Source organism: Snuella lapsa (assembly GCF_039539345.1).
Classification (GTDB): Bacteria; Bacteroidota; Bacteroidia; order Flavobacteriales; family Flavobacteriaceae; genus Snuella; species Snuella lapsa.
This window is the reverse complement of the sequence record NZ_BAABCY010000044.1, coordinates 1-2083: the sequence shown is the minus strand read 5'-3', so window position 1 is coordinate 2083 and position 2083 is coordinate 1. Positions and strand designations below refer to the sequence as shown.

1 protein-coding gene and 1 pseudogene are annotated in these 2083 nt (G+C 33.8%); both read right to left on the bottom strand.

Going from position 1 to position 2083, the window contains the following annotated elements; all coding sequences use genetic code 11:
* Positions 1–628 (bottom strand): RNA polymerase sigma factor (locus ABD792_RS09170; RefSeq protein WP_345005628.1); only part of this gene is annotated, 628 nt, incomplete at its 3' end.
* Between the two features lie 85 nt (positions 629–713).
* Positions 714–1606 (bottom strand): annotated as a pseudogene (locus tag ABD792_RS09165) (IS1595 family transposase).
* Between the last annotated feature and the right edge of the window lie 477 nt (positions 1607–2083).

Genomic DNA, 2083 nt, shown 5'->3' with positions numbered 1-2083 from the left:
AACGCCTTAATGCTCTTCTTGATAGAGAATACAGAGAAAAAGTTCTTGGTTTTAAATGAAATTGCCCTGCATATATTTTAGCCAATTTGTTTTTGGCTCTTTTTATACGCATCTTTACGGCGCTCTCACCTATCCCTAAAATCGATTCAATTTCCTTAATAGATAGTAAATCTTGATATTTAAGCAACAATATCATTTTCTCCTCTGGTGAAATTAAATCCATGGCCTGTTTTAACTTTTTTAATTTCATGTTAAGAAAACTTCTATCATCTATCTCTTCATCCGGTATGTTTTCAATCTCTTGATAATTTGCAGATTGCTTTTCAATCTTTTTGGGAGTGTTTCTGGTTACATAGTTAACACAATGATTATAGGTAAACGCATATAACCAAGTTGAAAACTTCGCCTTTCCTTTAAAGCTGCCCAATTTCACAAAAAGTTTTAAAAATATGTCCTGTGTTAAATCTTCGGCTTCATCTGCATTTTTAGAAAATCCCAGACATTTATTGTACACCACTTTAGCGTATCTGTCATACAATACCTCAAATAGCAATGTGTCGTTATTCGCAACAATTGCATCTACAAGTTTTTCATCTGTTAGTTCACTAATTTTACCTAGGGTTTTCAAATGTAGTTGGATACTTTACTGGCTTTTTTTTAAGACACGTATTACTGATAAAAGTCACACATAATTTTAATTATAGAGGCAGTAGTTAGTTACTTATGATTTCAGATTGATAAATTTTATTACTATCGACCATTTTGGTTATTAGGTTATCGAATATTGTATTCTTGCTCTGCGATCGGTTTATCCTAAAGCAAAACTCATTAAGATAACGGTTTACATTAAAATCATTTACCCAAGAGTAAGTCGTTCTTATCCATGATTTGATTTGGTGGATCATAGTATGGATTACCTTGAAGTTAAGCCTTTACCACTCTCTAACCGTGTAATATTGAAGCCCTTTGCTATAGACCTGTAACTTCTCCATTTATCGGTGGTAATATGTGCTTCCCTGCTAATGTAGTTTACAAAAATGTACTGCAATGACCTTGTATAAAAGTCCTCGATACGCATAGTGTACATACGTTTCACCTTTCCGTCATCCGTTAATTGTACTGACGTGACCGCCTTCATTTTCTTGGCACCATAACTGCGACCTACCTTGCCCTGTTCATGACCTCTCAGCACAAATTCGTAGACATAGACATTGCCGTCCATAGGATTGTTGCCACTCAAGGACATGGCCTCGCGGACCTTGAGCATAAAAAAGCGTGCCGTCCTTTCAGTAATGCCATAGCGAACACCCAAATAGCTGGTAGAAATGCTCTTGGTTCTTGTTGCCATCTCGAAACAGATAAAAAAGGCTTTGCGAACACCAAACTTAACCTTATGAAACAGTGTATTTGTCGTAGCGGATTCTATATGGTGGCAAATGTTGCATTGCCTTGAAAAATCCTTACGCACCTGGCAGGCATGATGGCCACACTTTAAAGATCTATATGCCGATTTTGCTCTTAAGAACGCTAGGTATTCTTTGCATTCTTCATATGTCTTAAACCGATCAGAGAACTCTAGAACATTTCGACCCTTAAATATTTCCATGAAACCCCTATTTTACTAAAATCTAATATACGTAATTATCTGCTGACCTCTTTAAATTGGTTTAAAAACTAAGATTTATTAGTAAAATTCACTCGAATTGACAGAATTTTATCTAAATACGCAACAGATTATCTTAAATATTTGCAAAATGCCTAAGTTGATAAAATATTAACACCAATGAGCGTGACCTTTCGGTTACTTATGTGTCTATAAGATAATAAAGGAAATAGTTGGATTGGATTTGTCTATTAACGATTTATATTGAAGTTTATCTAAAAAAAATGAGAATTATTATCTAAAAAAATAGCTATGGCACCTAAATTTACTGTACCATGAATTATAGACCTAATTACTTCCAATTATAGCTACATGTTTTTGTGTAGTTTTTTAAAAGATTTCCATGCATTTTATACATTAAGTGGTTTTTTATTAAAAAGTCATGAAAATAAAGCATATGAAAAAAATACAGAAGCATCC